Raw genomic sequence first — 26,486 nt, forward strand, 5'->3', positions numbered from 1 at the left:
TTGGTCTCTGGGAGTGCCGAGGCAACCTCGTCTGCATAGATGACGATGTACTGGCTGTTTCCGACTTCGTAGCTCTGCGTCTGCCTTCCTTCGGCGCCAGCTTTTGACGATAGGTCAGCCGAACAGGGCTTTCGTCAGTGCCGGGAGTTCCCCTAGGCCTCCAACCGCCGTGTAGCGCGGCAACACCATCATTCGGCCAGCGGGCAGGGGGCGTTAAGCGGTTTTGCCTCGCTCCACGGCGCGCTCATCCAAATCTCGCATTCTTCCTTCGTCGTCAGAAGAACGGGCATGGCCTTCGGATGGATGGGCTTTACGATCTCGTTGGGGTCGGTCGTCAGGAAGGCTTAGAGGTCGTGTTCTCCCTCGCGCGGTTGGGCGTGAGCGTGGCGATCAGAAACGCTGACTGATCGACGGAGTTGATTCAGTAGCTCTCGATAGGCGGTGCGATGGGTCGCCCAGTTCTGCTCCGGCATCGTGACCACAGATGCGGACGGAGACGGTTGTACCACGTCCCGCGCAGACTAGATGACGGGGTGGAATCTTTCACCTCTAGCGCTGACATGGAAAACGCGATCACCATCCTCTCCGACCATTGGATCACACTCCATTGCAGCGATCCTACGAAGTCCATCGAACGTAAGACACCGCCCTTAATCCCTAGCTGGACTTCTCCGGATAGGGTTATATGGCGAACGGCTGCCTTGTTGTTTTTATCAACTCAACGCTGGTCGTTGAGCTACCGGATGGTAACTCCTGGGATCAAACTGGAGATGAAGCATGTTCACCCACGTCATGATTGGTAGCAACGACCTCGAGCAGGCCAGACGCTTTTATGATGCCACGTTTGCTGCGTTAGGTGGAAAGCCTGGCGAGGTGGATGAAAGAGGGAGACTGATCTACCTCCACGAGGGCGATCGGCTTATGATCACGAAGCCAATCGATGGCGGGCCAGCCACCGCTGCAAACGGCGGGACTATCGGTATCTCGGCTGTAAGCCACGATCAGGTACTGGCCTGGCATGTGGCTGGAACCGAACATGGGGGTACCGCGATCGAGAGTCCTCCTTCCGAGCGACCTAACGGATCGTTCGTTGCTTACCTTCGTGACCCGGACGGAAACAAGCTGACTGTGCGGTCTCAGCCGACGAAATGAACCAACTGCCGCTACCCCTCCGCCCCGCTCGTCTTTTCCGCAGCCGCATAATGGCGGGCTTCGAATGCGGCCTTGTTCATCGCGGCCGGCACGACCTTCTTGTCACCACCGGGCACACGGTTGATGCGCGGTTGGCCGACCATTTCCGTATTGCTCGCGAGCACGGACTTCTCACGATCCGCGACGGCCTCGTCCCCGGACACCACGCGCTCTCTCGCCTCGTTGCAGCACGAGACGCGGGCGTTCAAGCGATTTGGGATCTCTCCCACTATCACCGCAATCAGGATCCGGTGCGTTGTGCTCGCATCGCGTCCGAAGCGGCACTTGCGGTGAATGGAAATGAAAAGCTTTGGCTCTGTCCTGTCAACGAGCCGTCGCTCTATCCAATAATCGCCGGGATGCCGCGTCACGAAGCTGTCGAGATGGCAGTGCTGATGGCAAAGGTCGCTCGGGATCATCATCCCGATGTCGGGATTCTAACGAACGACCCTATCACGGGAGTGGGGGAGCGCCAGTTCGAGGCGACAGACGCAATCGTTTCCGCGGTGGATGTGGACGTCGTCGGGGTTAACTATTACCCGCATACGGCCCGAACGTCGCTCGTGAAGGTCTTGCTTGCGACATGGAAACGTTACCGCAAGCCGATCATGGTGTCGGAGACAAGCTGGCACGACGGACATCCCGTCCACCACCGCCGATATCCCGGCCTCAACAAGGGCGGCTGGCTCCGGCACGTGCTGGAGCAGGTTGATATCGCGGTGTTCCATGGTGCTGTCATAGCCGGGGTGTGCTGGTATCCCATCGTCGACTGCCCTCCTTGGCATCGACCATTCTCTGGTGACCGCTGGAGCCACGGCCTGATACGTTCTGACCTGTCTGTCGACCCGAACCTCTCGGTTGAACTTTCCGCCCTGCGCTTCCGGGCGGCGGCATAGTCCCGACTGAAACCTGACCAGGCCGATGGGCGTTATCATGTCAATGAGCGCCAAATCTAAACCAGACGACGTCGAACCGACGACTGAAGCCGACACCAAGCTCGGTGCTGATGTCAGCGTTCCGTTCGATAGAATGACCGTGGAGCAGTTCCGGAAACGATTCCCCTCGCGCGATGGAGTGATGCACGCCAAGCATGGTTCGTCCCGAGCCACGCCGCCTACCGTCGGTTTACGCGGTGGCTTGATTGCAGTGACTACCATGGTAGCAGTCGCGTCTCGTGGATGAGCTGTCGATGTATTGGTAAACGGTAGGTTGACTACGTATCGCATATCTTGCAACCTATCTCGGATTGGAGCGTACACTCGCTTATGACCAACGCTCATTTGAGATTATGGCTCTCAGCGGCTATCGAAGCAAAAAGCCATAGGCAGATGTATGCAATCGCTTTGGAGATCGGGGAGGCCGGAACTTTGGCTTCTCCGGAGATTCGGAAGGCGGCTCGAAATCTCGCTCGTTCGCTCCACGGCGTAATCGAACTACCAATTGCGGACGCAAGCGTGTTAGCAAAAGCTGACCGAAGGTTCACTGTGTTGTGCGAGCTATTGAAGAAAGCTGCTTCTGGAACACCGCCAAGTCTCGCTGCGTAAGCGAGTTCTCGTGAAAGTGCGTATCGTCTGCCGCCGATAATTCCAACAACAAAGTATGGAGTGTGCCGTGCACTGAACCGAAGGCTTTGGCCTAGCGCTCGATTTCGCCGGTAGCGCAGCCGCCCAACTGAGGAAACCGGATGCGAATAGCTGGTTCCATGCTTTGGATACTCCGACAAATCGCAACCTAGCGCATGTTGTTAGAGCCGGATACTGATGGCAGCCCACGAGCTGCGAAAGTTTGGCCAAGCGAACCAGCGCAAACACCCCTTGATCGCCTGATTGGCAACTACGCGCGCGCCAAAGCATTCAGTGTAATAAGAAGCCCATGGTTATTAGGTGAGGGAGGTCGCTCGCGCGATGGCGTACCCGCGCCGCGTAGTGTTCAAATTAGATACCCCTATGGTCAGTTGGGGTGACGAGAGCGATTCAGCTCCGCCTCTGTTGTGAATTCCCTCTTCGGTAGCGTTGACTCCTTTGCTTAGAGACACGAGAACATAGATCGAACAAATTCAACTCCAGGTCACGTTCGAAGATGATACACACTATCCAAGCCAACGCGCCTGATGAGATTGAGACCGATCTGTTGGAAGTTATCCTCGCTGCGCACCACGGCGATGCCGTAGCAGCCTTACGTGAAGTTATCGCTGATGCGTCCTTTCTGCACGAGCAACTAAGGACGGCATCGTCGTTTCTTAGCTACGGAGCGGCGAGGGGATGGCGGCGAAATTTAACCGAGAGTGAGCGTTCAACGCAGGTGATGGTCCTAATGGAAGATATTAACGACGTCCTTACGCGTGAACCAGAAGGACCAGCCAGTACCGTTGAGCCGGTACGCCGCCCATGGGCCGACTGTCAGATGCTCGTAGGGCTTCATCTAGTCTGGAGCATGCCCGACAATGACACTGATTAATTCACCCACCGTCATCTTCTTCCGAAAACCGGCCGCCAATGGTTATGAGGCGTGATATTACGGAATTCGGTGGCGTAGCGATCGTTTTCATGACCATCCTTGAAATCTTAAATTTCTGGAGATGGCATGCCAAAGTTCATTCTGCATATTCAGGACGGTGTCGAGGCAGAGGTCGAGATTGACGTCGCGAATGCCCACACGGCAGTGAACGATGGTTATAACGCGTTGGCCATTTTTGTGGCTCGTAAGTTTCCACCTGCAGAGAGCATCACCATAACGGTGTCTGACGCCTCGCGGGGACTTATAGCGGTACTAGGGTTCACCTTCTCAGTTCAGTACGCGCCTGGCTTCCTGTCATGAGGAGCAAACCGGCGACACTCCGATTGAGAATGTCGCCTGCTCTGCGGTCGCTTTAGCCGGCGGACCTTACGACCGCTGAGACTTGAGCATCTCTAGCCAGAGACGTTCCCCTCCAGAGCCCGTGGTACGATCCCGTACAATCGTGAGTTACTGTCATTTTCGATGAGTGTTGCTATCGTCAGCGAAACATTGAAGGCTCATATGACGACTGAGAGACGCCGTGAGATATTCGAAGCGGTCCGAAACAGAGCCCACGCACTTGGATTGCAATTCGAGGACGATCCCACGTACCTAAAAGCTGTCGAAGAGTGGATTGTCGGATCGATCACGGCAGAGAGTCTTCGAATTCACTACCAGGAGCTTCTGGCTGGTCGCGAGAAAGAGAGGCGATTAGCGTACTTCGTCAAGCACTGTCTCCAAGAAGTCTGATGATGACCAAATTCGGTTTCCGCGTGAGGCGGTGTCGACGGGATAAATTACCGAGCGCGGCGGACCTCACGTCTCCGAGCGGATTCGGCGCGGATTTGGATCGAGGCTGATCAGGACGGGGATCGCTGGGACACGGACCGTCGAGAGGTCTTATCGTCCTACGGGCTTCACGGCGGCTTTCAAAGCGCCACTGGCTGCGATGCAGGATATCGGGTCGTAGCGCCTGCTTTCCGAGTATTCCGGCGTAACCTGTAGAGGCAACGACACAGCTCGGCTGCGATTATGACCTGTTATCCATACGGCGTTGCAGTTGGAACAATTTCGCTCGTTGTAAATTCTCAGCTGCGATAAGGAGCGTCGCATGGATATCGCCAGGGCAACGCTGGAAAAAGATCACCGGGAACTGCGGGAGATCATCCAGCAATACGAGGCCGCTCATGGGTTTGGCGGCGAAGGTGACCCTCAGTATTCATTTTTCCTTTCGTGCCACAGAACAAGGCTTCTCGAGCTGGAAAACGAATTGTCAACTCGCGACTGAGGACAGCGACTGCGGGTTCGGACACTTGAAGGCGCTGACGGTAGACAGGCGTTAGCCGTCCGTTGGCTAATCGAATTCGATGCCGCGAATGCGCGTCTGTCGACGCTGGAGGAGGAACACCAGCTGGCTGTTGCCGCGAGAGAGCGCCCAGACGATAACTGGCCTGTCGCATTCAGTGATCAGTCTATGACTTTGTAGATCGTGATTTCGTCCGAAGCTTCCCTTACGCCCTTAAACGATGCATGTCGGAGTTTTCCGTCGCCTGTCCACGCGCGGTATTCGATTTCGGCGGCGATGATCGGTTCGACGTAGACGGCCGACTTTGCCTTCACGCGGATTATAGGTCGCTTCGTAGCGATCGCGTCGAGCTCTTTCCTAAGCCGACGCGCGACCGCCGAGAAACCTGTCCAGACGTTTCCGACGTAGACCAGGTCGTCGCCCTTGCGTGCGGCGAGCATCAGGCTGCCGATGGCGCCCGTAGTAGAAGGCTCGTAACCGATGACGACGAAGGTGTAGGCCTGAATGCATTTGACCCTGCGCCAGTCGCCGCCACGTCCCGACCTCTAGGGCGCGTCAAGCCTCTTCGCGACGATTCCTTCGAGGCCGAGTTCCGCCGCACTCAAGAACAGGGAGGCCCCGTCGGTGTCGAACATCTCAGAAAGTCGGATCGCATCCGAGCCGTTCTCCAACAGCGGGTCGAGCAGCATGCGACGTTCTTCAAGAGACAGCATTGATATGTCGTGACCGTCGAGATACAGGAGATCGAAGACGTATAGCACCGTGTCCGAGGACACCTTCCTGCCCCCTCGGCCACCGAGAGACGCCACGAGCAGGTTTAAGTCGCTTCGCCCCTGTTCGTCTAGGATGACAGCCTCACCGTCCAGTATCATCGTCCCCGGACCGAGCTCCCTGACAGCCTTTGCGAGGGTTGGAAATCGGTCGGTCCAGTCGTGTCCGCCGCGCGTCAGAATGCGGACCTTGCCGCCGAGTTCAACATGCACGGCGACACGGTAGCCGTCCCACTTCACCTCGTAGCCCCACGCCGGGCCCTCCGGCGGCTTGCTTGCTAAAAGTGCGAGACAAGGCTCGACGCGGGCGGGCATGGGGTCGAGAGGTAGCTGTGGCTGGCTTGGATCGCGTGGCTTCCGTCGGCCCCCGAGTAACGGCGCGTCGGGCTCGATTTTCAGGCTCTGAGGTCTTGGACGATCCGATGGTTTCCATGCCATGATCGCAAGGAGACCATGGAAAGGTTAAAGAACGGCCGGCTCGCACTTCACCTGTCAGGGAACTTCGCGAATCCTTCACAGTTATCGGTGACCACTCAAACCAGGGAGGCTCAGATGGCAACGACAACACGCGGGCGCAATCAAGACAGGGCACGGGTCGCCGCAGGGCAGGACCACGAGGTCGCATACGAGGCGAAGAAGGAAGGCGTGTCCAAGGCAAAGGTCAAGGAGACAGTTAAGGAAGCTGGCAACAGCCGTGCCAAGGTCGAGGACAAGCTGAATAAATGAGAGATGGCGGGCCAAATGTCGTTGACCAGAAGAAGCATCAGGCCCCGTGTGTCTCGCCGATCCATGATGTCCAGAGAGCCGAAGTCTCGTTAATGGTAACCAGGCATAGCGGCCTAAGGGCGGAGGTAGAGATCACAAACCGGGGACTGCTATCGGTCGCGGCGCTGGTTTCTTCGATCCTGCTTTCGACAGCTGTCCTGGTCCATGTCGCCGTGCTCGCTGGCCGTCGGAGGCATTAGTGCCAGCCGTCTATGGTTCGCACGACGGGCAACCGTTAGAGGGCGTAGAAGTCGTCCCCGATGATGTTCATGCTGATATTCCCGGTTCTCTTCCTTCCCCGCTTATCCCGTGACGAGGATCTCGTTCGCTATCTCTCCGTCGCGAGGCGAGGGCACTGCGATATCGAATAGCTCGTAGAGCGTCGCAAGGATCATCCTGACCTGTTCGGAATCGGTTCTGTAGTAGATGGTGTGCCCATCGCGTCGGGTCTGAACCAGCTCCGCGTTCTTCAGTATAGTCAACTGCTGTGACAGCGCGGACTGTCCCATGCCTAACATGACCGCCAGCTTGCCAACCGACGTCTCGTTTTTGCTGACGATATCGAGGATGAGCATACGCTTCCTGTTGCCCATGGCGGTCAGGAGGCACGCGGCCATGGCGATCTCCGCCTCCGAAAGCTTCGTCGTATGCAATCTGGTCTCTCCTGGCGCACGACGATCTTTTCCGGTTGGGATTCAGGTCTGCCGTTGATGTTGCTGAATAGGTCGTCGTCTTCGACGTCCGCCATATCGAACGTCAGAAGATGCGATACGACGTTGTGAAACTTGCGACGCCATCCCCCGCTCTCGTTGTGGCGGGAGAACAGAACCGAGCGGATTTCGTTCCGCAACGAAACTCGGCAACGAAAAAATCCAAGCAGACTGGCATGAAGTTCCGCGAAACTGCAGCTCATGCTTCGCGAACCATGTTGCTAAAAACCGCGGCCCGCGGATCGGAAATGTCGGGAACAGCGGTCCCGGCGGCGCCAGACTGAATGTTAGATGACCGAGACCGTGACCGGTAAGACCGTTGTCCTTGTCGTCGACGACGAACCTCTGATACTGATGTGCACCTCCGACTATTTCGGAGAATGCGGGTTCTAGCCGACAGAGGCCCTAACCGGGGACGAGGCGTTGTGAATTCTGTCGTCCCGAAGCGATATCGACATCGTGTTCACTGACGTCAACAGGCCGGCAGGCACGACGGGCTGGCGCTGTCCCGTTTGGTGTGCAGCCGATGGCCAACAAATCGCACGGTCGTGACGCCTGCGAGAGTAGGACCGGAAGCAGCGGACCTTGCCGACCATGTCGAGTTCATTCCGAAACCTTGTGATCTCGAGAGGGTCGTCCAGTTGTTCGGCGCCGATCGCAGAGGTGTAGATGATCGGGGTCCCCGTGCGTACCAGGAGGCGTCCGATCGCCAGGTGAAACCTACACGTTGAAGTGCCGCGAAAACCACCCGCCGACGCGTCGGGATGGACAAATCTGCAGGAACCTTCGTGGGAGTTCGCTGGACGTTGAGAGAGTGTGGGCGAAACTGGCTTGCCGTCATTCATCCCGGCGAGCAGAGAGGCAGTCTCCCCCCGGAACCTCGGTACCTTATTATGGCTTTCCCGAAATCCGGCATGAGTGGTCTCGCGGCTTGGTGCGTCTTGGTCGCCGACTCGAGGTCTGTGGCAGTAGACATCGTGGAGTAGGGGCAAGACCCCGCTCGTCGGCGAAGGCGATTTAACCTTTCACGGCGGACCGAAAGGCAGCCTTACCAAGCAACCTAGGCGCCTTATGGCTATCCCGAAGTCAGGCAAGAGTGATCCGCCGCTTGGTGCGTCTTGCTGGTCCGTGAGGAAGAGGGGCCGCCGCTGTGTTGGTGCCCCACTTCTTCTTACCGCTGTTTTTAGCCTTCAGCGTTCTGGTTTACGACGGATGTCGCGATCGAAGTCAGGGCTAGATCGGTTGCCTGTTCTTCGTCCAGCGTTGCCTGAAGAAGGCTGGCTGCGTCGGTCAAGCCGAGCTCGAGCGCCCACGTCCGCAACGTGCCGTAGCGCGACATTTCGTAATGCTCGACAGCCTGTGCCGCGGCCAGGAGCCCTGCGTCCAACGCCGGGGAGCCTGCGTATTCCTTCATGATCTCGTCGCCTTCGTTGGTGATGCCGAGGATAGCCGCTCGATATGAACCCTCGTTTCGGCAAGGTGCTGCGTGAACGCGTCCTTGAGGCTCCTGGTCTTAGCGGCTTCGTTCATCAACGGCAGGGTATCAACGATCTTCTTTTCGGCGAAGTACACGTCTTTGAGCGTGTCGTGGAAAAGGTCTGCGAGATTCTTGGTGTCGGCCAGGGATCTATCCCGTTCTCTGTAAGCAAAAAAAGGCCGCAGGGATATTCCGGCGGCCGCGTTGCCTTATCTGTGCCCCGAGCCGACTGACATTTCACTCGACGATCCTGAAAAGATTTCGTCTTGATCGAAAATTGTCAACGCCTCGTGGTAGGGGAGCGAACCCGGCGGGCCCCATATGTTCCGCGTTGCCTAGCTCAATCATCCAACACCACCAACTGCCAGTCAGGGGAAAATTCGGGCTTGAACGCGGAAAAACTCTTGTCTGGAAGTCACTACGCACGAGACACTCATTCGTCGTTCAACGTGCACGCCACTGGCCTGGGGTAAGCCATATCGATTGTGATGATGGCAGCGACGGGAAAGCTTCAGATGGTCAGCCAGTCCGCAGCAGTCTGCGGGCTAGATCATCGATGACGGGCGTCCCCGCATCAGGCTTGTCGTAATCGACGTTTGTTGTAGATTACGGTCCTTCGCAAGAAAGGAGGAGGTCGGGAGGACCTCTGACTGGGAGGATTCGATGAACAGGTCCGTGCGTAATCTTTCGGACAACGACAAGCTCGTGCTTCAATCCCTGCTTGGCCGATACGCTTTGAGATACCACCTGGCGGGACCAGAAAAGGATGATCTCATTGAAGAGACATTTTTAGCCCTGGCAACCCGACCGGAAGTGTTTTTCGAGATGTCGGTAGAGCAGGCGGTCGTGGAAGCGATGGATGCAGTGTTCTTGTCGAGACCTCTGACGGCGGAATAAGAGCGGTTCCTCCATGGCAGCTTCTTCGAGCGGTATGCCATGGGAGACGGCCGAGCTTAACGACCAACTTGGTGCGTGAGCGCCTACTTACCTCGGGTTGGCTTCGACTTGGCGGTGACTATACCCAGCTCCCGGTTCAGCTTCTTCAGGGCGAGCTTTCTTGCGCGCCGAATACCTTCGGCCTTCTCACGCGCACGTTTTTCGGATGGCTTCTCGTAGTGCTCTCGACGTCGCATTTCCCGCAGGACGCCTTCCTGCTGCAGCTTCTTCTTCAGAACGCGCAGTGCCTGATCCACGTTGTTATCTCTGACCTGTATCTGCATTGTTGCTCCTCAAGCTTCACTGTTTCCACCTTCTCTATAGCCACAAGCCTGAACGGGATTCAATCCTTGAGTACGGTGAGGGGCATCGTCGAGCCGTCCGGCCTATCCATCGAAGGGGTCAGTGGACCGTCCGTCGAACTCGGATGGTATCGGATCGAGAAATTGGTTCTGAATTCTTATGCACGGCATCAAACGCAATCACCTTTGTCCAGGCATGCGTTCTGTAATTAGTTCCATAACGTGCATTACGTGATCGCGTCTTGTAGCGGCTATTTAGTAATGCGACAGTTGGGCCAGTTAGAGATGCGACAGTCTCGCCTTTCGATGCACTGGTCAACATTAACGTTGGGAGCAAGGATGACGACGTCTAGCCTGGTGGAGACCAGGAGCGAACGGAGTCGTCATGTCCTTTATGATCACCATGTCGCAGAGAGAGTTGCATCGCCTCGAAGTCATCCAGACGATCCGTGACGAACGCATGAGCGTTATTCAGGCTGCTGAACTGCTCGACCTCAGTCGAAGTCAGGTCCATCGTCTGCTGCAGGCCTATGACCGGGATGGTCCGGCCGCCTTGTTTCGAAGAAGCGATCACAGCCGAGCAATCGGCGCCATAGCGAGGAGTTTCGCAATGCGGCGCTGGATTTGATCCGCGAGCGCTATCTGGATTTTGGTCCGACGCTGGCGCGCGAGAAGCTGATCGAGCTGCACCGGATCTCTGTTGCCAAGGAAACGCTGCGGCAATGGATGACCGAGGCCGGTATCTGGGTCTCACGCCGAGAACGCAAGAGACGGGTTTTCCAGCCACGCGGCCGGCGCGATTGCTTTGGCGAACTGGTGCAGATCGATGGCTCGCATCACTGGTGGTTCGAGAACCGCGGCCGCAAATGCGCCCTGCTCGTCTACATCGACGACGCAACTGGCAAGCTGCTGCATCTACGGTTTGCCGGATCGGAGAACACATTCGACTATCTGCACGCGACCAAGGCCTATTTGCAGCAATGGGGCAAACCGATCGCCTTCTACAGCGACAAGCATGGTGTCTTCCGCCCGGTCCATGCCTCGGAGAAAGACCGAACGAGCGGCCTGACACAATTCAGCCGGGCGCTTTATGAGCTGAACATCGACATCATCTGTGCCAACACCCCGCAAGCCAAGGGCCGTGTGGAACGTGCCAACCAGACATTGCAGGATCGGCTGGTGAAGGAGATGCGGCTTCGTGGCATCGACACGATAGAGGCTGCCAACGCCTATGCGCCCGAGTTCATGACGGATTTCAACGCGCGTTTCGGCAAACAGCCGCGCAATCCGAAGGACATGCACCGGCCGTTGGCCGATCACGAGAACCTTGATGGCGCCATGTGCCGCAAGGAGGTTCGCACGCTGTCGCAGGCTTTAACGCTGCGCCATGACAAGGTGCTGTTCATTCTCGATCCGACCGACGCTTCCAGGCCCTTGGCCGGCCAAAAGGTGATTGTTTGCGATTATCCGGACGGTCGCCTTGAGATCATGCACGAGAGTTTTGCCCTACCCTATAGAACCTTTGACAAGCTGCGGTCGGTCCATCGGCCGGAAGTCGTCGAGAACAAGCGTCTGGACGACATGCTGTCTGTTGTCGCCGAGATGCAGGCTGGACGAGAACAGCAACGGAGCAAGAGCGGCCCTCGCCGCACCGGGCAGACGGATCATATGTTCGGCATTCGCGACGGCAGCACGGGGAACGGCTACCAGAAGCGAGGACGCAAGCCGAGGACGGATTATATGAACGATCCGGAAGTCATTGCTAAGAGGCAGAAGGCGTTGGCGCGGATGGAGGCGGCGGAATGACGTTAGCCAGTCTCAAAGCTAAAGCCGAAGCGGTGTGTCCCACCCGCCCCGATCTGATCTTGCAAGCGGGTCTGCCGCTCAGATCGGGGCTGATCATTAGAGCCAGCGTCGCATTTCTAACTGGCTGAAGGTATCGCAGCCCTAACCAGCTTTGACACGTCTTTTAGGTGTGGCGGGTTCAAGGATGAAGTGCGCCTTGCGATAGATAACAGTAGCTTATCAGTTGCAAGGAACGAGCCATGAAGCGCACCTACTTACACGACTTGAGGCGTCCGATCCATGAAATTGCACAAGCTAACTCAATACCAGTCGCCGGCTGTTTCATCTGACATCCCCAAAATATCCGCTTCGATACGACAGACCACACCAGTCTTCTCATAGTCGATTTTTGCCTCGCCTTTCAGTTCGGCCGCCAACAGCCTTTCGACAAGGGTGGATCCGAATCCCCTCCGTTCGGGCAGAGCTACTTCCGGTCCACCCGTTTCCTGCCAGACCATCCGAAGGCCGCGTCCGGCGCTACAGGTGTATTGCCAGGTGATGGAAACCCGGCCGCCTGGAGCGGAAAGCGCACCGTACTTGGCGGCATTGGTGGCGAGCTCGTGTAGCGCGAGGGACAAAGACACAACGGCTTTAGGTGGTAGCGGCACATTCGGACCCGACACCTCGAAGCAATCCGCCGGGTACGGAGACATCGCTTGTATCACGATGGTTTTGAGGTCAGCGCTCTGCCAGTCACCATGAACAAGAAGGTCTTGTGCTCGACCAAGCGATGCAATCCTATCCGAGAAAGCCTCTACGTCTTTGTGGTTGGTCTGGTCACGTCCGATCGTCTGCCTTGCGATGGCAATGACGGTGGCCAGAATGTTTTTGACACGATGGTGCAGTTCATTGGCGAGAACCTCTCTGAGCCGTTCGGTATCCTTGCGAGCAGTGATGTCGTGGGCGATCTTGGAGGCACCTATGACGTCTCCACTGGCATCGTGAATGGGAGACACACTGAGGAGGACCTCGACCGAACGCCCATCCCTCCTTCGCCGTCGGGTTTCGTAGGGTTCAACGAAACGGCCGGCTTTGATTTGGCTGAGGATGGTAGGCTCCTCGTCCAGTCTGTCCTCGGGTACAAGCATTATAACCGACTTACCGACGGCCTCCGCCTCTTTATAGCCGTAGAGCCTCTCGGCCGCTGCATTCCAGCTCGTGATTTTCATGTCGAGATCAATTCCGAGGATGGCGTCGTTCGACGAGGCGATCATGGACGCGAGATGCTTTTCGACATCCTGTGCATGCCTTCGTTCACTGATATCGATGGATATCGCTACCGCCTGCGAAATTTTTCCCTCGTTGTCTCTGATCGCCGATACCGAGTTCGAAACCCAAACGAGACTTCCATCCCCCCGGATATACCGCTTCTCTATCTCGAAGCTCTCGCCGGTTTCGACCATACGCTGAAAGAGGCGCCTGTTTTCGGGTAGGTCGTCGGCAAACGTAATGTCGTACATCCGCGTTCCGATGAGTTCTTCCTTCTTCCGCCCGACGATTTGGCAATATCGGTCGTTCACACTGATAAGCTTACCTGTCAGATCGCCGATGGCCATTCCCGCCGCGGACTGAGAAAATACCGATTTCAGACGTTCTTCGCTCTCACGCAAGGCGATGTCCGCCCTTACGCGCTGCGTTGTCTCGTTGACGATACAGAAGACGCCCCGGACGGTACCGTCATCATCAGAGATGGAAGAATAGGAAATGTCAAAGTAGACGGTTTCTGGATAGCCAAACCTCTCGATGACGAAAGGTCTGTCTTCGGCGGAAACAGTCTCTCCGTTTTCAAGAACACGCATGAGCAACGGGTGAAGGTCATCCCATAGCTCGCTCCAGTATTCCCGAGCGGGTCTCCCGAATGCGTGAGGATGCTTGATTCCGATGGTCGGCGCGTACACGTCATTGTAGAGGGCAACGAACTCGCGGCCCCAGAACACGACAATCTGAGCCTTCGATGGAATCATGATGCTGATAGCCGCTTGTAGGCAAGCGGGCCATTCGGATTTCGGTCCGAGCGGACTGGACGTCCAGTCGACGGTGCCCAAAAGCCTGACGGCGGTATACTGGTTTGCTGGTGGCGATATTTTACGCAAAATCACGACCTCAATCTACATCGTGCTTAAACGAAGACTTCGTAACCGCAAGGATATAACAGCAGTTTGACATGACAATAGGGATCGACGAACCGCAAAGAAACGCTCAAATGATCTCTCGATCAGTTGTCAGGTCTTCACGAATGAAACCGACGCGCTACCTACCTCATTCCGCGTGCGGCAATCAAGCTAGAACGGGTTACAATGATCGAAGACAAATTCGGCGATGCCCGCAAGGCTGGCAATAGGCTTCTGGCGGGGCATGCCTCAGAGGACCCGTTTGCTGCTGCCTTCAAGGCGACCCGCATGCCGATGATCATCACCGATCCCCGCCAAACCGATAACCCCATCATCTACTCTAACTCGGCTTTCTCCGACCTGACGGGGTATTCCGCTGACGAACTTGTTGGCCGCAACTGTCGACTTCTTCAAGGACCTGAAACCGATCAAGCCTCCGTGAGCCGTATCAGAGAGGCCATCAGCGCAGGCGAAGACCTTTCGATCGACATCCTCAATCACCGTAAAGACGGATCAACCTTCTGGAACGCGCTATTCGTCAGTCCGGTCCGTGATAGGAACGGCGAGATCATCTACTTCTTCGCCTCCCAGTTGGACTTCACCAACATCAAGAGCCGGGAAGCCGAACTTGCCGCGGCACGACACATCGCCGAGGAAGAAGTGCAGATAAGGACGGCCGATCTGCGGCAGGCCCTCGCTACTAAGACGTCTCTCGTTCACGAGGTCGATCACCGAGTTAAGAACAACCTCCTCACCATCGCATCCATTGTCAAGCTTCAGACGCGGATGTCCGAGGACGAGACGGTTCGCAAGACATTGCGCTCAGTCCTGAACCGCGTCGAGGCATTGAGCACGGTGCAGCGCAAGCTTCTCAACGACGACGACGTAGGGCATTTCGACGTCGCGGATTTTGCCCGCGAACTTTTGCATGATCTGGTGAGCGCCCTTAGGCGAAGCGATATCCGCGTCACTACGGATCTGAACCGGGTCATCGTTCCGGCGGCAAAGGCGTCCCCTATAGCGCTTGTCGTCAACGAGCTGATCGGGGACGCCGTCAGGCGCGGACTGGGTGACGGTGGCGGAGAGATACATATTGAAGTCAGGCGGCTGAACGGGCACTTCCTGATACGGGTCACTGATACCGTTTCGCCCGTAGAAGCGGACAGTCAAGATCAGGCATTCAGCGCGATGATGGTTGAAACTTCCGCGCGCCAGCTCGAAGCAAGAATCGAAAGAATCGTCGAGGGACATCGAACGGACGTCAGCATCACGCTGCTCGTCGACGAATAAAGGGACTGAAGAATGCGGATCGTGATCGTGGAAGACGAGGCGTTGCTGGCGCTGGAAATGGAAAGCGAACTGACGGACGCAGGCCACGAAGTGGTCGGCCTCGCTGGGGACCACAACTCAGCGATGGAACTGGTTCGAGCAGCACGGCCGGACCTCGCGTTCGTGGATATCCAGTTGCTTGACGGCCCAACTGGCATAGAGGTTGGACGCGAACTGGCATTTCTACGAGTGCCGTACGTCTTCGTGTCAGCCAACCTTAAACGCATTCCCGCGGACTACGTCGGCGCTATCGGCGCGATAGAAAAGCCGTACACGGCAAACGGTTTTCAAAGCGCGTTGGCATATCTTGAAGCCTATGTCGGCGGAGAACGCGTCGCATACGTGCCGCCCAGCCTCGTGCTTGCGACCACGGAAGAACGATCAGCCCGGTAGCGGCTAAGGGTCAAGGTTTTGGTAAACCGCGTCTGAGGTCAACGCGATCACTGAAGCTTTCCAAAGCGGGTGTCGTATTTCCCGAGCGGTCTCAATATCGATGTCTTCAGCCAAGTCGAATGCCTCCATCGCGGCACTTCAATGCCCGTCTGCTTGGATTTTTTTCGTTGCCGAGTTTCGTTGCGGAACGAAATCCGCTCGCTTCTGTTCTCCCGCCACAACGAGAGCGGGATGGTGTCGCAAGTTTCACAAGTCGTATCGCAACACCTGACTTTCGATATGGCGGACGTCGAAGACGACGACCAATTCAGCAACATCAACGGCAGACCTGAATCCCAACTGAAAAATATCGTCGTGCGCCAGGAGAGACCAAATTGCATACGACGAAGCTTTCAGAGGCGGAGATCGCCATGGCCGCATGCCTCCTGACCGCCATGGGCAACAGAAAGCGTAAGCTCATAATCGATATCGTCAGCAAAAACGAAACGTCGGTCGGCAAGCTGGCGGTCATGTTGGGCATGGGGCAGCGCTGTCACAGCAGTTGACTATACTGAAGAACGCGGAGCTGGTTCAGACGCGACGCGATGGGCACACCATCTACTACAGAACCGATTCCGAACAGGTCAGGATGATCCTTGCGACGCTGTACGAGCTATTGATATCGCAGTGCCCTCGCCTCGCGACGGAGAGATAGCGAGCGAGATCCTCGTCACGGGATAAGCGGGGAAGGCGGCATGGATTAGGACAGCTGTCGTAAGCAGGATCGAAGAAACCAGCGCCGCGACCGATAGCAGTCCCACCCGTCACCCTAGCCGCATGTGGCGGCGTCCGAAGGCCTGCGGGGACGCGTCATGCGTGCGCTCTTCGATCGAGAATGACGGAAGGCTCCAAAGGAGACCGCGACCTGACCACTTGGCAGATGGACGCCGTGATACGGGGCCTCGCTGCCACGGAGGGCTTAGACAATGGCTGCTAAGCGGATCCCAACTCTGGAAAGTGCGTTAGCGACGGCTTGCCGTGCCATCAGTTCGTTCGTCAGCGAGAGAGACCCGGTCCATCAATCGCACGATATCTTCCTCGATGTCCGACGTCAGGCCGAGGTCAATTTCATGAGCCGCGAGAAGCGTACGCCTCACCAGATCCGCACGTACAGCGGGCACACCACTGTAAAGCGTAGCGCGGTCTTCCAATACAGTGCTCAAATAGTGATTGAGAAGACGAACCAAGTCGTATCCCTCCTTATGCAGGCGGGAGCACGTATGAACTCTCAGTCGCCAGCGCCTATTTCTTCGGTTGCGGACGATGAGGCCAGCATAGGCCATTTTTACCAAAAGTCTACTCAACGGCCGCTGGCGCATGTGTCGACGAGCGCGGCAGGCTCCCTACGGTTGAAAGAAGCGAGCTTGCCGTCCACTTCTCGTCTCTCACAACTTGAAGCACGTACCTCATGCTCGCATTCGGTTGATGAGGCGTTAAGCGATTCGATCGACAGCGGGTCACGCGAAGTTAGTAACAGCGCCGATGATCTGTCGAAGCGCACTGAGCAGCAGGCGGCCTCTTTGGAGGAGACGGCAGCTGCGCTTGACCAGATCACTGTAAATGTCACGAACTCTTCCAAACGGGCGGAGGAAGCTCGTGTGATTGCTATCCAGGCCAACCAGAGCGCTCGTCACTCGGGTGAAGTCGTTTCAAATGCCGTGCAGGCAATGGGTCGTATAGAACAATCTTCTGGTCAGATTTCCAACATCATCGGCGTCATCGACGACATTGCCTACCAGACAAACCTTCTCGCTCTGAACGCTGGCGTCGAGGCGGCACGCGCTGGAGAAGCTGGCAAGGGCTTTGCCGTCGTCGCGCAAGAAGTGCGCGAGCTCGCCCAGCGATCGGCCAAGGCTGCGAAAGAGATTAAAGGTCTGATCAGCAAGTCTTCGGTCGAGGTCGGCACGGGTGTTAAGCTGGTCAAGGACACCGGCGAAGCGTTGGGTAGGATTGAGGCCCATATCGTCACGATCAACCAACACATGGACTCCATCGCCACCTCGTCAAAGGAACAGTCTGTCGGATTGGCGGAGGTCAACACGGCCGTCAATCAGATGGACCAGGTTACCCAGCAGAATGCCGCTATGGTCGAAGAAGCAAATGCCGCGGGTGCGACGCTTGCGACTCCGGCCGCCTGCGCGAACTGATCAGCCAGTTCCAGCTTGGCTCGGGCGGCGCATCCGAAGCCACCAGCTCTACCGCGGCGCTTAGGAACAAGACATCATTGATGCGCAACTCTGGTCGCTCTATACCTGTCGCGTCACCGGCTCGCAGTATGGTCGGCAAATTTGCGCATGCGTTCAGCCACCGAGGCGGAGCGACAGCCACCGCAGCGCCAGATAACTGGGAGGAATTCTGATCCACAGTAGATAGGCATCGGTGCGGCGGCGGAATTGCCTAAACGTTCCGGCGGCCATTATGAAATCCAAGTCAGCTATGGCCTGCGATACGACAGCGTGAGCTTCGACTGGCTCTCAATGCGTGTTCGTTCTGTCCCAGCCAGCACGGCCTGCCCGGCAAAATTAGCGGGCAGGCCGGCAACATCAAATGCTGCCCGCGGAGTTTTTCGACGTTTCGGCTGAGCCAGCCAAACCGGTTTCGCCGACGATTTTCTCGCGAGCGACGTCATGAACGTCGGAGGCAACATTTACGGCTTTCTGATAGACTTCAGATGCCGCATCGCCGACCTTGTCAGCCGTCTTGGAGACCTCGGAGGATACGCTGTCCTTCAACCGGTCCGACGTCTCACCCATCGCTTCGTCTTCCGCACTGGTATGCGGAAGTGCGGCACCGATTGCAGCCCCCAGCGCGAAGGCAATCGCCCCGCCGACGAGTGGCTGGTCCTTGAAGTGCTTCAGAACAGCGTCGTTGAGCTGCGAGCCCATTTCGCTGGCGCTATTGCCTGCACTCGACAGCCCTTGTCCAGCCTTGCTGGCAGAACCGGTGATGCTCTGCCAAGTGCTCGATACCCAACCCGAGGCCTCGTCAAAAAGGTTGCCGGCCTCGTCGCGAATGTCGTGGATCTGACGACCCGAGGCATCCGCGAAACCGCGGAAGGTTTTGCCCGTGGCGTCGACGAAGTGGCCGGCGCGGCGTCCGGTCTGATCCGTCAGCGCCTTGTAGCGGCTTCCGCCGGCGTCGCTGAAATGGCTGTAGTTGACGTCTCCGTCGGCTTCCGGCGGACCGATGCGACGCAGCTCACCCTTGGTCGGAGCAAGCGGGTAGCTTTCTCCCGAACTCTTTGCATAGGAGGCACCGTTGGTCTTGGGTCCAGCCATCAGCCACGCGAGGCTGACACCGATCAGGGCGAGCGGAATGGGGTTGTTCTTAACTGCTGCGCCGAAGTTGGACGCGTACTCGCCTCCGCCGCTCGACTTCACATAGGCGAGCGCCTCGTCGACCATCTGGCCTGGAGACATACGCTGCTGGATAGCGTCGAGCCGCTCTTCGATGCGCTGGCGGTCTTTGGCGATTTCCTGCTCGATTTCGGCAGATCGCGAATTGTCTGAAATATGGGCCATCAGGTTCTATCCTTTACGATCTGGGCATCGCGCTGCAGCGAGGCAGAGGTGCGCTCAAGCGTGAGATTTTCCCCTTTCAGGGCTTTCAGTCCGCGCGAAGCAAGGCCCCAGGCGATGAGGGCGACAACGACGCCGACGACGACGGATGACAGAGCGTCAGCGTTCGGTTCGGTCATTCCTTGCGAGACCAGCAGCGCGGTGATCCCCTTCACCAGTGCGGCCAAGAGAACGCCCACAGCGCAGATTGCCAGAACAATGCCTGCGGTGAAGGCTTCGATGCCCGTCAGCGCATGGGACATCTTTTCCGAGGCTTCGGTCTTCGCAAGTTCAATTTCCTTGCGGAAAAGGCCGGAGATGTCGCCAACCAAGCCTGTCACCAGTTCAGGGAGGGATCGGTTTTCGGTTGAATTAGTCACGGGCACGGCCCTCCGTGTTAGCAAGGCTAGTTGGGGCGACATAGGTCGATGGCGTGTTGTGCGCTGGCGCCTGGCCTGCGGACGCATAATTTTGCACTGGGCCGGACTTGACTGTGCCGGACTTGGGCGCGTTGGCCGTGAGGAAACGGCTGGCTGCGAGACCAGCGATTGCCGCAATGCTAAGGAATGCAAGCGGCTGCTTGCGACCATAGTCCTCAGCCATGTTGGCGATTTCACCGATGCTGCGATCCTGGATCCGGTCAGAAGCGCTGCGCAAATTATCGCCAAGAGTGCGGGTTAGCTTGCCGATGTCGCGGTTATCACCGCTTTCGAGTTCGCCAGCCACTTTCTCCATGGCTTCTGCGATGCCGCCAAGTTTTGCGGCAAGAATGTTCTTCTGGTCGCTCGCTGCTTCTTTTGCCTTGGCCGAAACGGTCGAAGCCTCCTTGCGGGCGAAGTCCGAAACGGACTGCATGTCGTCGCTGATCTTCTGCTTCAGATCCTCAGCCGATGATGCGGATGCTTCTTCTCCGTGAACGATCATGTCGATCTCCCGATGTTCGCTGGTTGCAGAGGCCCCTCAACAAGAGAAAAAACCGATTGTTCCTCAATATCTGCATCGAGTTGTATGGTGGTGCCTTTGCGGCATTCGACCTGCATGACAATCTAGGTCCAGATGCGGCAGAACTAGCTTTCGGCCAAAACTCCGGCCTAAAAAGACAATCGCTTGCTCGATAGACGTCGTCTCGTTAATCTGCAGAGGTCAGAGCACCTTCTAGAAGATGGAGCTCGCGAGGGTAGCGGATCGCCCGACCCTCTATCCTGGAGACCAAATACTTAAAAGTCCTGGACAGCGACCCGTCGTCCACAGGTTTCGTCAGGACGCCGATCGCAACTTCTGTATCCGATGGCACAGAGGTTGGATTGTCTGTTACAATAACCAATGAAATCCCGGTTCTTGCAAAATCCTTTGCTACGTCCAAGCCGCTCGCACTATCCAAGAAATTGAGGTCTATAAGCGAGATATCTGCCTTGCCCACATAGTCCAAAGCGTGACTTCGGCTCGCTGCGGCACTACAACTTCATAGCCAAGATCGGCAATGGCCTGTTCGGCAGCAGCTGCTATGAGGGATTGATCCTCAATGATGAGGACCTTGTATGGCATGCGCGACTGCTTTTTCAACACTACGGAATGCGGAGCCAGCTCCTCAGTTCCAGTTCCCGCCCCTTGCCTCGACGATTTCATTCGAACGGTTTTAGACGTACCCGAAGCTGGTTTAAGGACGGGACCCCTAGCCGGTCCTTATTTTCCCGCTTTACTACGCTCCCCAGCTGCCCCAACCATATCGGCGTCCCGCCGATCAGGATGTCGGCAGCGAGGAACTTCGCGCGGATGGCCGGCCAATCGTCTCCGTTGCCTCGTCGCTGATCATATGAAGAAGTTTTCCGGTGGAAGACTGTTGGGACGATGATGACGACTTCAGGGTGCCGTTCAGGGCTACTACCTTCAGTGACATGTCGCCTCCGTACTGAGTGAGTGAACAACTTGGAGCCTGCGGCACTAAGGCCCGAGCAGAGAAAAATCGAACCATGAGGTGCGATAAGTCCGAACGCGCCAATCAACGTGTGAGTATTGGTGCGGACCTGGCAGGGGCGCTGCCATGTCCGCTATCCCGTTAGTGCTTGCCGATCTGTTCTTTCTGCGCACCGCTGTCTGGGCGCGCTGGTCCAAGAACGGGCTCTTCGCCCATCGGGACGTTCTGGAAGACGGAGAACTGTCCCTTGCCGTCCATCGACGGACCTTCATTCCAACGTGCCGGCGGAGGAACGGACCCATCCGTCGCGGTCGCGAAGAAATCGTAGTTGTGCGTCTGGTCTTCCTTTTCCTGCGGGAAGCTGTTTGGAATAGGAAGCGCACCTTCGTTGCCACCAAGCTCCTCAATGACTGCGAGCCACTGCTGCTGATGCATCGTGTCGCGTGCAATCATGAAGTGCAGCATGTCCTTCATGCCATCGTCATGGGCAGCGTTGTAAAGCCGCGTTGCAAGCACGCGGCCCGTGCTTTCGGCAGCCACGTTGCAATACATGTCGGCCGCGAGGTTTCCGCTCGCGTAGATGTGGGACATGTCGAAAGGAACCCCCTCGGAATTGCCTGGGAAGGCCGCCATGCCTGTCGACAGGATATGGCGATGGAGCATTCCCTCAACCACGTGGCGTGGGTTCTCGCCGCCCATCACGGCACCAACAATACCGTCGGCCGCACCAGCTTCCGCAAGGCTTGCCGGGGCCTTGTCGAGGTTGAGCGCAACAGCTGTCGCAAGCATCTCGATGTGGCCGATTTCTTCGGTTGCCGTATGAAGCAGCATGTCACGGTATTTTGTGGTTGGACCGCGAGCGCCCCAGGCCTGGAAGAAGTATTGCATGCAAACTCGGATTTCGCCTTCGACGCCGCCGATGGCCTGCTGGAGCATGCGGGCAAAGATTGGGTCTGGCGAGTTGACCTTAACTGGATATTGTAGACGGGACTGAAATCCGATCGGATAACGGGTTTGGAACCACAACTCGTCGGAGATGTTCCTGCACTGTCCGTGAAGTCTTATGCCTTGTACGGTTTCGGACAGACGACAGACCCTCTTATACGGTGATGTCTAGCGCGCCACCACCTTGCAGCCGCTACAGCGATTTTACCTTGGGCCTCTGTCGTGATTTGAGCGCTAAACGCAATTACTTCACTACCACTAGGGCTTGCTTCGTAACGAGCATTTGTAGCGTTTTATCAACAAAAGCACTGATCAAACTGGGCTGCTAATACGGCGTAAGGTCACGAAGCGCGGTTTCTGTCTGAAAACGTACAAACCAAAACAGCTTCTGGAAATTACGTGAAGCCTGCATCATAAGCCGTTGATCAAGTTTTGGAACAACGAGCCCCGGCTCTTCCTTTGGAGGAGATATGAACCTGCCTTCTCAGGAGAAAATGCGCAATCTTCTACTTCGCGCTGCTAGTCCCGAGGCGTTTGCAACGATTGCACCTTATATGCAAGCAATCGAACTTCCGCTCAGACTGACACTTGTTGAACAGGACGAGCCCAACCAGACGATCTGTTTTCTCGAGCGAGGGCTAGCTTCAGTTGTTGCCATCACGGCAGAGGATGAAATGGTAGAAGTCGGGCATATAGGTTTTGAGGGCGCGACTGGATTGCATACTGCACTTCATGCGACACAATCACCGTCCAAAACCTTTATGCAGGGCGAAGGACTAGGATATCTTGTTCCCGTTTCAGTCGTCACGTCCGCTCTCGAAAGCATTCCAGAGTTCAGGGCTTTAATTCTGAGATACATTCACTCATGCAATATACAGTTGACTTACACGGCCCTCGCTAATGCTCGGTACAGCATCTACGAGCGATTGGCACGGTGGCTGCTGATGTGCCAGGACCGCCTCGGCGATGACCTCGGTCTAACGCATCAGTTCCTGTCAATCATGCTCGGTGTACGGCGATCCGGCATTACGGACCAGTTACATCTCTTGGAAGGGATTGGAGCGATCAGATCGACGCGGGGAAATATCCGCATCCTCAATCGTAGCAAATTGGAAGACATTGCTGGCGGTTGCTACGGCGTTGCCGAAAGAGAATATGAGCGCCTAATAGGCCAGCGACTGGGTTTTTAATAATTGTTTCAGGCCTTTCTTGGATCGAACTAACCGTGACAGGTAAGCGAGGGAATGAATGTGTTGCCCGCCTCGAGTTATGAAAACCGCTGTCAGATACTACGATTGAAGGAGTTTAAAGCCGCTTGGAAAGTGCGTCCGCAAACGGGACGACCGCCAGCAGTTCTCCTGCTTCGTCCCGGATTTCGACACGGCGCCCCGTCACATCATATCCTGCTCTGACTGCGTCGCTCATAATGGCGCGCGCATCTTTCATCGCCTCCAATCGTGCTTCATCGATAGAAGCGAGTTCAGAGCCTTCAATGTCCGTTACGGTTTGCTGACCAACGAGGTCGAAGAAATAGCGGGGCATCAGCACCTCCAGCATGTCCAATCATCCTGCACCACCAAAGTTCCAGCCGCAATCATAGCCGCCGTAACCCTTCAACGAGCTCCGGAACGCGATGCTTCTAACCACCCAATTAGCAGGACTCTCTGCGTTACTTTTAGGAGAGCAGACCAGCGTTGCACGTGCCAGCGCGTCAAGGTTAAAGGGTTGCTCTTGTAGCGACTGGCGCGTAGAAATTATCTGACTTAAGAGACGCGAATCCGCATCCGCGCAATACGCACTTTCCAGCTTTTTAGACAACAAGTTCCGCACACCCGCAGCATCGTCATTACATTGGGACGAATTCGATATCATCCGTGTCGAGGAGTTTCGAAAAGAATATTGCATCAACTGCCGTAGCGAAACAGAAGCGTGGAGTGCGTCCGGCGCTGACACAGAGGCTGACGAGTTCGCAGCCCCTGTTGCGGGTACTTGTCAAAATCGTACAGTTCGTTCATTGCACTGGAGTAGTCTGCCGATCTAAGCCATAGTCTATTGGTATCCTCCGATCCACACGATGCTTTGAGTGCGGGCTCCTCCCCGTTGGAGACCGACATGACGATGATAGTAAGAACCGACATTCACAACAGGCTCCTTCGAGCACTCGATCCAGAAGCTTTTGATATGCTCCAGTCCGGTATGGAGCGAATTGAGCTGCCTCAGAGGACCGTCCTGGTAGAAAGTGATCAACCGACCGACCACGTATTTTTTCTAGAAAGCGGACTTGCATCGGTCGTCGCGAGAACCATCGATGACGAAGCTATTGAGGTTGGGCATGTTGGCTGGGAAGGTTTATCCGGGACGCATCGACTGCTGAGGCTTGAAACCACGCCTAACCGAACCTTCATCCAGATCGAGGGATATGCGATCAAAGTCCCTGTGCAAGCTTTGCACCGCTTGATCGACGAAGACGCCAGATCTCGTGACTTGTTTTTGCATTATATCCACATTTGTGAGTTACAACTCGCCCATTCCGCATTGGCTAATGGTAGGTACAATATGGTGGAGCGCTTATCGCGCTGGCTGCTTATGTGCCATGATCGAATTCGTGATGACGATATGGCGCTCACTCATGAATTTCTGTCACTCATGTTAGGCGTGCGGCGCTCTGGCGTAACAGATAATCTGCATATTCTCGAAGGGATGCGTGCCATTAAGGCCACCCGAGGGCGTATCCTGATCCGCGACCGGGCCAAGCTTGAAGAGATCGCGGGTGGCTGTTATGGGTCCCCTGAGAAAGAATATGACCGCCTGATCGGAAGCCGATGAAGATCGGATCGAAGCAGATACGCCTCGGTCTGCTCCTAAATCGACTGCAAATATGGGCGTTGAACCGCGCCGGGTTTGCCGGAGGCCATTTCGTTTAAGTTATGCGGCCATGGCTGGTGCGTCCAGGCTGGCGTAATAGTGCTCCTCGGCTTCGGCTGGCGGTATGTTGCCTATGGGCTCCAGAAGACGGCGGTTGTTGAACCAATCGACCCATTCGAGTGTGGCGAACTCCACAGCTTCGAAGTTGCGCCATGGTCCTCGCCGATGGATGACCTCTGCCTTGTAAAGACCGTTGATCGTTTCAGCGAGAGCATTGTCATAGCTGTCGCCAACGCTTCCGACGGAGGGCTCGATGCCCGCTTCCGCCAGTCGCTCGGAATAGCGAATGGACACGTATTGCACGCCCCTATCGGAATGGTGGATTAGCCCACCGTGATGGACGGGCCGCCGATCATGAAGCGCCTGGTCCAAGGCATCGAGGACGAAGCCCGCATGTGCGGTCCGGCTTGCCCGCCAACCGACAATGCGGCGTGCAAAGGCATCGATGACGAAGGCCACGTAGACGAAGCCCTGCCAAGTCGCCACGTAGGTGAAATCGGATAACCACAGCATGTTCGGCGCGGGAGCAAAGAACTGCCGGTTTACGCGGTCGAGTGGGCATGGGGCGGCCTTGTCGCTGATCGTCGTTCGGATCGGCTTGCCACGGATGATGCCCTGCAGCCCCATTGCCCTCATAAGCCGAGCAACAGTGCAGCGGGCGATGTCGAAGCCCTCCCGCTGCAACTGCCGCCAGACCTTGCGCACGCCATAGACCTGGAAGTTCTCATTGAACACCCGGCGTATCTCGATCTTTAGGCCGATATCGCTGCGGGCTCGGACCGACAGGCGATCCACGTCCAGACGCTTGGCGACGTTCTCGAAGTAGGTTGACTGGGCAATCGGCAAAAGCCTGCAGATCGGCTCGACCCCGAACACCCCACGGTGTTCGTCAATGAACGAGATCATCGTTTGAAGGGGCGGTCGAGCTCCGCCATCGCAAAATAAGCAGATGCCTTGCGCAAAATCTCATTGGCTTGACGAAGCTCGCGGTTCTCCCGCTCCAAAGCCTTCATCTTCTCGGCGACATCGCTCGGCAGGCCTGCTCGCTTACCACTGTCGACCTCGGTCTTCTTGACCCATTCGTGCAGCGTGGCTGGCGAGCAACCGATCTTGGCCGCAATAGATGAAACAGCAGCCCACCGCGAAGGGTGCTCGGCTTCGTGATCCAACACCATACGAATGGCGCGTTGACGGACTTCAGGTGAAAACTTGTTCGTTGTCTTGCTCATAGTGGCTCCACTTTCTCAGAAGTTGGAGCCTCCGGCAAACCCGGCGCGGTTCACTTCGCGCAGCCGACGCAAGGCAGCAGGGCCGTCCAGATATGGTCCCACTTTCATCGAAGAGGATCCGAGGCGCTCATTCTCGGCTTCATCAGGCGGTGGTCTGAACAGTCGAGCTCAGCACCTTCAATGCATTGTCGAAGGTCCGCGGCGTGCCACGAGCTCCCGCCACCTAACCTGCCATCCTTACGCGC

General features: G+C 56.6%; 23 protein-coding genes, 6 pseudogenes and 1 other annotated feature. Of the genes and pseudogenes, 15 read left to right on the top strand and 14 right to left on the bottom strand.

Annotated elements, in window-relative coordinates; translation table 11 throughout:
- Positions 1 to 188 precede the first annotated feature (188 nt).
- Positions 189 to 341 (bottom strand): annotated as a pseudogene (locus ACQY1J_RS22655) (SOS response-associated peptidase); the annotation flags it as partial.
- A gap of 436 nt (positions 342 to 777) precedes the next feature.
- Between ACQY1J_RS22655 and ACQY1J_RS22660 the strand changes: the two are divergent.
- The 5 genes and pseudogenes from ACQY1J_RS22660 (at position 778) to ACQY1J_RS22680 (ending at position 4,975) form a co-directional block, all read left to right on the top strand.
- On the top strand, positions 778 to 1,152 hold the full coding sequence (locus ACQY1J_RS22660) for a VOC family protein (RefSeq protein WP_430252192.1): 375 nt from the start codon (positions 778 to 780) through the stop codon (positions 1,150 to 1,152).
- 50 nt (positions 1,153 to 1,202) lie between these two features.
- The gene (locus ACQY1J_RS22665; RefSeq protein ID WP_430252193.1) at positions 1,203 to 2,087 is read left to right on the top strand and encodes a glycosyl hydrolase 53 family protein; all 885 of its coding nucleotides are present in this window, start codon (positions 1,203 to 1,205) and stop codon (positions 2,085 to 2,087) included.
- Positions 2,088 to 2,124: 37 nt separating this feature from the next.
- Positions 2,125 to 2,330, top strand: a pseudogene (locus ACQY1J_RS22670) (hypothetical protein); the annotation flags it as partial.
- 1,444 nt (positions 2,331 to 3,774) lie between these two features.
- The gene (locus ACQY1J_RS22675) at positions 3,775 to 4,008 is read left to right on the top strand and encodes a hypothetical protein (RefSeq protein ID WP_113112088.1); all 234 of its coding nucleotides are present in this window, start codon (positions 3,775 to 3,777) and stop codon (positions 4,006 to 4,008) included.
- A gap of 790 nt (positions 4,009 to 4,798) precedes the next feature.
- Positions 4,799 to 4,975: a hypothetical protein gene (locus ACQY1J_RS22680; protein ID WP_174197994.1), complete on the top strand. Its 177-nt coding sequence runs from the start codon at positions 4,799 to 4,801 to the stop codon at positions 4,973 to 4,975.
- 179 nt (positions 4,976 to 5,154) lie between these two features.
- On the opposite strand, the gene ACQY1J_RS22685 is transcribed toward ACQY1J_RS22680, so the two are convergent.
- Positions 5,155 to 5,433, bottom strand: coding sequence for an ATP-dependent DNA ligase (locus tag ACQY1J_RS22685; protein WP_430252195.1), 279 nt, complete (start codon positions 5,431 to 5,433; stop codon positions 5,155 to 5,157).
- A 105-nt stretch (positions 5,434 to 5,538) separates the two neighbouring features.
- Positions 5,539 to 6,078: a hypothetical protein gene (locus ACQY1J_RS22690; RefSeq protein ID WP_430252197.1), complete on the bottom strand. Its 540-nt coding sequence runs from the start codon at positions 6,076 to 6,078 to the stop codon at positions 5,539 to 5,541.
- 237 nt (positions 6,079 to 6,315) lie between these two features.
- On the opposite strand from ACQY1J_RS22690, the gene ACQY1J_RS22695 reads away from it, so the two are divergent.
- A complete protein-coding gene (locus ACQY1J_RS22695; protein ID WP_430252199.1) occupies positions 6,316 to 6,489 on the top strand; it encodes a DUF3606 domain-containing protein in 174 nt (57 codons plus the stop codon).
- A gap of 341 nt (positions 6,490 to 6,830) precedes the next feature.
- Here the strand turns inward: ACQY1J_RS22695 and ACQY1J_RS22700 are convergent, their stop codons facing one another.
- Positions 6,831 to 7,181 carry an ArsR/SmtB family transcription factor gene (locus ACQY1J_RS22700; protein ID WP_162734815.1) on the bottom strand — a complete coding sequence of 117 codons (351 nt, stop codon included), beginning with the start codon at positions 7,179 to 7,181 and terminating at the stop codon, positions 6,831 to 6,833.
- 1,240 nt (positions 7,182 to 8,421) lie between these two features.
- A pseudogene (locus ACQY1J_RS22705) lies at positions 8,422 to 8,810 on the bottom strand (ferritin-like domain-containing protein).
- Between ACQY1J_RS22705 and ACQY1J_RS22710 the strand changes: the two are divergent.
- Together ACQY1J_RS22710 and ACQY1J_RS22715 are read left to right on the top strand one after the other, a co-directional pair.
- Complete coding sequence (locus tag ACQY1J_RS22710) at positions 8,697 to 8,948, top strand: hypothetical protein (protein ID WP_430252504.1); 252 nt, start codon at positions 8,697 to 8,699, stop codon at positions 8,946 to 8,948. The pseudogene ACQY1J_RS22705 and the gene ACQY1J_RS22710 overlap by 114 nt on opposite strands.
- Positions 8,949 to 9,378: 430 nt before the next feature.
- Positions 9,379 to 9,612, top strand: a complete 234-nt coding sequence (locus ACQY1J_RS22715) for a hypothetical protein (RefSeq protein ID WP_430252201.1) — start codon at positions 9,379 to 9,381, stop codon at positions 9,610 to 9,612.
- Positions 9,613 to 9,695: 83 nt separating this feature from the next.
- Here ACQY1J_RS22715 and rpsU read toward each other — a convergent pair whose 3' ends face one another.
- Positions 9,696 to 9,935, bottom strand: coding sequence for a 30S ribosomal protein S21 (gene rpsU, locus ACQY1J_RS22720; RefSeq protein WP_430252203.1), 240 nt, complete (start codon positions 9,933 to 9,935; stop codon positions 9,696 to 9,698).
- Positions 9,936 to 10,338: 403 nt separating this feature from the next.
- Between rpsU and ACQY1J_RS22725 the strand changes: the two are divergent.
- Positions 10,339 to 11,759 (top strand): annotated as a pseudogene (locus ACQY1J_RS22725) (ISNCY family transposase).
- 299 nt (positions 11,760 to 12,058) lie between these two features.
- Here the strand turns inward: ACQY1J_RS22725 and ACQY1J_RS22730 are convergent.
- Positions 12,059 to 13,891 (bottom strand): PAS domain S-box protein, encoded by a 1,833-nt coding sequence (locus ACQY1J_RS22730; protein ID WP_430252471.1) that lies wholly within the window; start codon positions 13,889 to 13,891, stop codon positions 12,059 to 12,061.
- A gap of 204 nt (positions 13,892 to 14,095) precedes the next feature.
- Between ACQY1J_RS22730 and ACQY1J_RS22735 the strand changes: the two genes are divergently transcribed.
- The 4 genes and pseudogenes from ACQY1J_RS22735 to ACQY1J_RS22750 all read left to right on the top strand — a co-directional run.
- Positions 14,096 to 15,199, top strand: a complete 1,104-nt coding sequence (locus ACQY1J_RS22735) for a histidine kinase dimerization/phosphoacceptor domain -containing protein (RefSeq protein ID WP_430252205.1) — start codon at positions 14,096 to 14,098, stop codon at positions 15,197 to 15,199.
- 12 nt (positions 15,200 to 15,211) lie between these two features.
- Positions 15,212 to 15,631, top strand: coding sequence for a response regulator (locus ACQY1J_RS22740; RefSeq protein ID WP_430252207.1), 420 nt, complete (start codon positions 15,212 to 15,214; stop codon positions 15,629 to 15,631).
- A 374-nt stretch (positions 15,632 to 16,005) separates the two neighbouring features.
- Complete coding sequence (locus ACQY1J_RS22745) at positions 16,006 to 16,176, top strand: hypothetical protein (RefSeq protein WP_430252208.1); 171 nt, start codon at positions 16,006 to 16,008, stop codon at positions 16,174 to 16,176.
- Positions 16,177 to 17,112: 936 nt separating this feature from the next.
- Positions 17,113 to 18,029: pseudogene (locus tag ACQY1J_RS22750) on the top strand (methyl-accepting chemotaxis protein); the annotation flags it as partial.
- 184 nt (positions 18,030 to 18,213) lie between these two features.
- Here ACQY1J_RS22750 and ACQY1J_RS22755 read toward each other — a convergent pair.
- From ACQY1J_RS22755 to ACQY1J_RS22775, 5 genes and pseudogenes are all read right to left on the bottom strand, one after another.
- Positions 18,214 to 19,191, bottom strand: coding sequence for a DUF3618 domain-containing protein (locus ACQY1J_RS22755; protein WP_430252210.1), 978 nt, complete (start codon positions 19,189 to 19,191; stop codon positions 18,214 to 18,216).
- On the bottom strand, positions 19,191 to 19,607 hold the full coding sequence (locus tag ACQY1J_RS22760; RefSeq protein WP_430252212.1) for a phage holin family protein: 417 nt from the start codon (positions 19,605 to 19,607) through the stop codon (positions 19,191 to 19,193). Before ACQY1J_RS22760 ends, ACQY1J_RS22755 begins: the two co-directional genes overlap by 1 nt.
- Positions 19,600 to 20,151, bottom strand: coding sequence for a nutrient deprivation-induced protein (locus ACQY1J_RS22765; RefSeq protein ID WP_430252214.1), 552 nt, complete (start codon positions 20,149 to 20,151; stop codon positions 19,600 to 19,602). The genes ACQY1J_RS22760 and ACQY1J_RS22765 overlap by 8 nt, the downstream gene beginning before the upstream one ends.
- A gap of 767 nt (positions 20,152 to 20,918) precedes the next feature.
- Positions 20,919 to 21,124: pseudogene (locus ACQY1J_RS22770) on the bottom strand (NADPH-dependent oxidoreductase); the annotation flags it as partial.
- A gap of 159 nt (positions 21,125 to 21,283) precedes the next feature.
- The gene (locus ACQY1J_RS22775) at positions 21,284 to 22,144 is read right to left on the bottom strand and encodes a manganese catalase family protein (RefSeq protein WP_430252473.1); all 861 of its coding nucleotides are present in this window, start codon (positions 22,142 to 22,144) and stop codon (positions 21,284 to 21,286) included.
- 413 nt (positions 22,145 to 22,557) lie between these two features.
- Between ACQY1J_RS22775 and ACQY1J_RS22780 the strand changes: the two genes are divergently transcribed.
- Positions 22,558 to 23,277, top strand: coding sequence for a Crp/Fnr family transcriptional regulator (locus ACQY1J_RS22780; RefSeq protein ID WP_430252216.1), 720 nt, complete (start codon positions 22,558 to 22,560; stop codon positions 23,275 to 23,277).
- A 115-nt stretch (positions 23,278 to 23,392) separates the two neighbouring features.
- On the opposite strand, the gene ACQY1J_RS22785 is transcribed toward ACQY1J_RS22780, so the two are convergent.
- Positions 23,393 to 23,644: a DUF6894 family protein gene (locus ACQY1J_RS22785; RefSeq protein ID WP_430252218.1), complete on the bottom strand. Its 252-nt coding sequence runs from the start codon at positions 23,642 to 23,644 to the stop codon at positions 23,393 to 23,395.
- Between the two features lie 555 nt (positions 23,645 to 24,199).
- Here ACQY1J_RS22785 and ACQY1J_RS22790 point away from each other — a divergent pair.
- On the top strand, positions 24,200 to 24,913 hold the full coding sequence (locus tag ACQY1J_RS22790; RefSeq protein ID WP_430252220.1) for a Crp/Fnr family transcriptional regulator: 714 nt from the start codon (positions 24,200 to 24,202) through the stop codon (positions 24,911 to 24,913).
- Between the two features lie 99 nt (positions 24,914 to 25,012).
- Here the strand turns inward: ACQY1J_RS22790 and ACQY1J_RS22795 are convergent.
- Positions 25,013 to 26,241, bottom strand: a protein-coding gene (locus tag ACQY1J_RS22795) for an IS3 family transposase (RefSeq protein WP_430252222.1) whose coding sequence is annotated in 2 segments (ribosomal slippage) — positions 25,013 to 25,953 and positions 25,953 to 26,241 — 1,230 coding nt in all. Because the reading frame shifts where the segments join, the coding sequence is not laid out codon by codon here.
- Positions 25,844 to 25,960 (bottom strand) — a sequence feature (AL1L pseudoknot). (Overlaps the previous gene by 117 nt.)
- Positions 26,242 to 26,486 lie beyond the last annotated feature (245 nt).

Source organism: Neorhizobium sp. DAR64860/K0K1, from assembly GCF_050500205.1.
GTDB classification, from domain to species: domain Bacteria; phylum Pseudomonadota; class Alphaproteobacteria; order Rhizobiales; family Rhizobiaceae; genus Neorhizobium; species Neorhizobium soli.